The sequence below is a fragment of the Streptomyces sp. NPDC057638 genome (assembly GCF_042800315.1).
Taxonomy (GTDB): Bacteria; Actinomycetota; Actinomycetes; order Streptomycetales; family Streptomycetaceae; genus Streptomyces.
In genome coordinates this window covers 1-4,298 of sequence record NZ_JBHVHF010000465.1, presented here as the reverse complement: position 1 = coordinate 4,298, position 4,298 = coordinate 1, and the positions used below count along the sequence as shown (strand labels likewise).

Annotated in this window: 4 protein-coding genes; 3 read left to right on the top strand and 1 reads right to left on the bottom strand. The window is 74.2% G+C overall.

From position 1 onward, the window contains the following. Window positions 1–53: 53 nt before the first annotated feature. Window positions 54–302: an acyl carrier protein gene (locus ACFVIM_RS33310; protein ID WP_384309563.1), complete on the bottom strand. Its 249-nt coding sequence runs from the start codon at window positions 300–302 to the stop codon at window positions 54–56. Between the two features lie 195 nt (window positions 303–497). Here ACFVIM_RS33310 and ACFVIM_RS33305 point away from each other — a divergent pair, with 195 nt between their 5' ends. From ACFVIM_RS33305 to ACFVIM_RS33295, 3 genes are all read left to right on the top strand, one after another. Next, the gene (locus ACFVIM_RS33305; RefSeq protein WP_384309561.1) at window positions 498–2,045 is read left to right on the top strand and encodes an AMP-binding protein; all 1,548 of its coding nucleotides are present in this window, start codon (window positions 498–500) and stop codon (window positions 2,043–2,045) included. Beyond that, window positions 2,042–3,334, top strand: coding sequence for a type III PLP-dependent enzyme (locus ACFVIM_RS33300; RefSeq protein ID WP_384309558.1), 1,293 nt, complete (start codon window positions 2,042–2,044; stop codon window positions 3,332–3,334). The genes ACFVIM_RS33305 and ACFVIM_RS33300 overlap by 4 nt, the downstream gene beginning before the upstream one ends. A 293-nt stretch (window positions 3,335–3,627) precedes the next feature. Continuing rightward, on the top strand, window positions 3,628–4,113 hold the full coding sequence (locus ACFVIM_RS33295; RefSeq protein WP_384309566.1) for a cobalamin B12-binding domain-containing protein: 486 nt from the start codon (window positions 3,628–3,630) through the stop codon (window positions 4,111–4,113). The last annotated feature ends 185 nt before the right edge of the window (window positions 4,114–4,298 follow it).

Genomic DNA, 4,298 nt, shown 5'->3' with positions numbered 1-4,298 from the left:
GATCCGGCCCATCGCCGTACGTACCCGGACGACGCCGCTCGCGGCGCCGTCCCTCAGGCGGCCGGGGCGTTCAGCCCGTCCAGCGTCCGCCAGAGCCGCTCCGGCGTGGCGAACGTCTCCAGGGTCAGCGCCTCGTCGACGAACCGCACCTCATAGGCGCGCTCCAGATCGCTGAGCAGCTCCACCGTGCCCAGCGAGTCCAGCCCCAGGTCCCGCAGCGCGGTGGTCGCGTCGAGTTCCTCGTCAGCGCCGAGGAACGGCAGATGACGGCGCACGACGGCTTCGAACTTCTCGTCCCACATGGCTCTCTCCGCTAGGAAAACGTTGTGCCCCCATCGCAGTCGCATCCACGGCGGGCGGCAACCCTTATCACCGCTCTCTGGGGTCGGCTAGGGGTGTTTTCCGGCCCGCCGCCGTCCCTACTGTGCCGCTGGAGACGGAACTGGAGCAGAAAGCCATCCGGTGCGGAAACGCGCGGGAGCGACAGCGGAGAGACCATGACGGAAAGCGCGGTTTCACGGACCGCCACCGAATTCCCGGTGAACGGCCCGCACCTGGTGCACGAGTTGCTGGACGAGGCCGCGCGTGCCGTGCCCGACCGTCCCGCCGTCCGTGACGCCGCGGGGGTGTGGACCTACCGGGAACTCGCCCGGATGAGCCACGCCTTCGGCGCCTGGCTCGACGAGCGGGGCCTGCGCCCCGGCGACCGTCTGGTGGTGCAGGCGCCCAGCCGCCGCGACCTCGTCGCCATGCTCTACGGCGCCGCCTCACGCGGTGTGGTGTTCGTGCCGCTCAACCCCGGGATGAAGCCGTTCCACCTCCAGTCCGTGCTCGGCAACGCCGAACCCGCGCTGGTGGTCGTCTCGGGCCCGACCGCGCCACGGCTGCGGGAGATCTCCCCCGTACCGGTCCATGAGCTCGCCGACATCTGGCCCGCCGTGGCCGCGTACGCCGAGCGCGAGGTGACCCCGCCGCCGGTCGCCGCTCGCCCCGACGACATCGCCGTCCTCGTCTACACCTCCGGGTCCACCGCCGCGCCCAAGGCCGTCATCTGCCCGCACACCCAGATCACCTTCGCCTCGCGGGCCCTGGTCGACGTCCTCGGCTACCGCGCCGACGACGTGGTCTTCTGCCGCTTCCCGCTCTCCTGGGACTACGGCCTCTACAAGGTCGTGATGAGCTGCGCCGCCCGGAGCGAGATCGTTCTCGCCGACGAGGAGGCCGACCTCACCCTGCTCACCCGGATGGCGGAGACCGGCGCCACGGTGGTGCCCGTCGTCCCCTCCTACGCCCAGATGATCGTCGCCCTGGCCCGGCGGTCTCCGGACCGGCTGCCGCCGGTACGGATGTTCACCAACACCGGCGCGGCCCTGCCGTCCCCGACCATCCGCGCCCTGCGGGAGCTGTTCCCCGGCGTCCGGGTGGTCCGCCAGTTCGGCCAGACCGAGTGCAAGCGGGTCTCCGTCATGCCGCCCGGCGAGGACGGTGAGCGGCCCGACTCGGTCGGGCTGCCGCTGCCCGGCACCCGGGTACTGATCCTCGGTGAGGACGGCGCCGAGGTCGAGACCGGAGGCGTCGGCGAGATCGTCGTCACCGGCCCGCATGTGATGCCCGGCTACTGGCGCGCCCCCGAACAGACCGCGCGCGCCTTCCGGCCCGACCCGGTCACCGGCGAACCGCGGCTGCACACCGGCGACTACGGCAGCCTCGACGCCGACGGCTACCTCTACTTCGAGGGCCGCCGCGACGACATGTTCAAGCGCAAGGGCATCCGGATGAGCACCGTCGAGATCGAGGCCGCCGCCATGGACGTCCCCGGTGTCCGCGCCGCCGCCGTCGTGCCCCCGTCGGACGGCTCCGATCTCGCCCTCGTGATCGAGGCCGACGGCCTGGAGCCCCCCGCCGTGCTGCGCGCCCTGGCGAGCCGCTTGGAGCCCGCCAAGGTGCCCGCCGTGTGCAAGGTGGTGGCGAGCATGCCGCTCACCGGCCACGGCAAGAACGCCCGTACCGAGCTGGCCGCGCTGGTCCGGGAGGGCGCCCGATGACCACCGCCGCCTCCCCCCTGCACACCGCGCTCGCCGAGCGCTACGGCACCCCGCTGTACGTGTACGACCTCGACGACGTCGCCACCGCCCGCGCCGAGCTGCTGGCCGCCCTGCCCGAGGGCGCGGTCCTCTACTACGCGCTCAAGGCCAACCCGCACCCCGACGTCGCCCGCGCCCTGCGCGGCGACGACGGCCGCTGCCGGCCCGAGATCAGCTCCAGCGGTGAGCTCCACGCCGCCCTGGAAGCGGGCTTCGACCCCGCGCACGCCCTCTACACCGGCCCCGGCAAGACCGCCGCCGAGCTCGGCCACGCGCTCGACCTCGGCGTACGCGTCTTCTCCACCGACTCTGTCAGCGATGTCCAGCGGGTCGGCCGGGCGGCCACCGAACGCGGCGTGACCGCCGACTGCCTGCTGCGCGTCAACGCGGTCAACACGGTGACCGGGGGCGCCACCACCGGCATCCGGATGACCGGACGGCCCAGCCAGTTCGGGTTCGACGCCGAGGACCTGCCCGCCGCCATGCCCGCGCTGCGCGCCACCGAAGGCGTCCGGCTGACCGGGTTCCACTTCTTCCCGCTCAGCAACGCCAAGGACGAGGGCAACCTCCTCGACGAGTTCCGGCACACCGTCGCCGCCGCGAGGCGCCTCGCGGACGAACTCGCGCTGCCGCTGCGCCTGCTGGACCTCGGCGGAGGCTTCGCCGCCCCCTACGGGGTGCCCGGCACCCGCGACCACTACCCCACACTCCGTACCGAGCTGGAGAGCGTCCTCGACGCACAGCTGCCCGGCTGGCGCTCCGGCGCCCCGGCCATCGCCTTCGAGTCGGGCCGCTACCTCACCTCCTGCGCCGGATCGCTGCTGCTCGGCGTCACCAACGTCAAGACCGGCCGGGGCCGCACCCATGTCATCCTCGACGGCGGCATCAACGTCTTCGGCGGGATGTCGGGTCTGGGACGGCTGCTGCCCACCCATGTGGAGCCCACCGCCACCACGGCACCCGACGCCACCGACCCGGTGACCGCCAGCCTGGTCGGCCCCCTGTGCACCCCCGGCGACATGCTCAGCCGTGACCTCACCCTGCCCGGGGTGGGCCCCGGCGACGTGGTCACCGTCCCCAACACCGGCGCCTACGGCCCCACCGCCAGCCTGCTGGCCTTCCTCGGCCGTCCCGCACCCGCCGAAGTGGCGCTGAGCGGTGGCGAGGTCGTCTCGGCCACCCGGATCGACTACCGGCGCCAGCCCCTGACACCCCTGGGGGACGGGCCCGCCCCGGAGCCCGCGCCGTGAGCCGGCTCCCCGGCGCCCGTCCCGTCGTCACGGGCAGCGGCCGTCCCGCTGCCACCGGCAGCGGCGGTCCCGCGACGGCCGGTCCTGATCCGTCCGCCGCCGCCCGTGCGGACCGGTCCGCCGAGGTCGGCGAGCACGGGTACGCCGACGGCGGCCAGGACCGGGCCACCGAGGCCGGCGAACACCGGGCCACCGAGGCCGGCGCGGTCGGCGCGGACCGGGCGGTGACCGTCAGCGCGTCCCGGACGGTCCGGTTCGGCACGGACCCGTCCGCCGCCGCCGACGGCGAGGACCTGTCCGCCGCCGTCGGCGAGCGCCGGTCGGTCCGGGGCGGCGGCACGGTCATCGTCACCACCGTCGCCTCCGACTCCCACACCTGGAACCTCGTCTTCCTTCAGCTGCTGCTGGAGGAGATGGGGTACGAAGTGATCAACCTCGGCCCCTGCGTGCCCGAGGAACTGGTGCTGACGGAGTGCCTGCGCCACGAGCCCGCCCTGGTGGTGGTCAGCAGTGTCAACGGGCACGGCCACAGCGACGGGCTGGGACTGGCCCGCACCCTGCGGGACCACCCCGGGCTCGCCCGCACCCCGCTCGTCATCGGCGGCAAACTCGGTGTCTCCGACGCCCCCGCCGTACGCGCCCGCCAGGCGGCGGCGCTGCTCGACGCGGGCTTCGACGCCGTCTTCGACGACGGTCAGCAGGAGGACCTGCGCCGCTATCTGGACTCGGCCCGGCCCGCCCCCGCCCTGGCGGGGGCCCCGGCCGTGGGCACCTCATGACCGGCGGCGACCCGAACCCGCCCGACGGGAACGCCACCGACTCCCGTGCGGCTGGTCCGGTGAGCGCGCGTGGTGAGTCGCATGCCGCTGGTTCGGCGCTCGTGCGTGGTGACTCCCACGCCGCTGGGACCGCTGGCCCGGTGACCGCGCCCGCCGACTCCCGTACCGCCGGGGGCCCCGGCCCG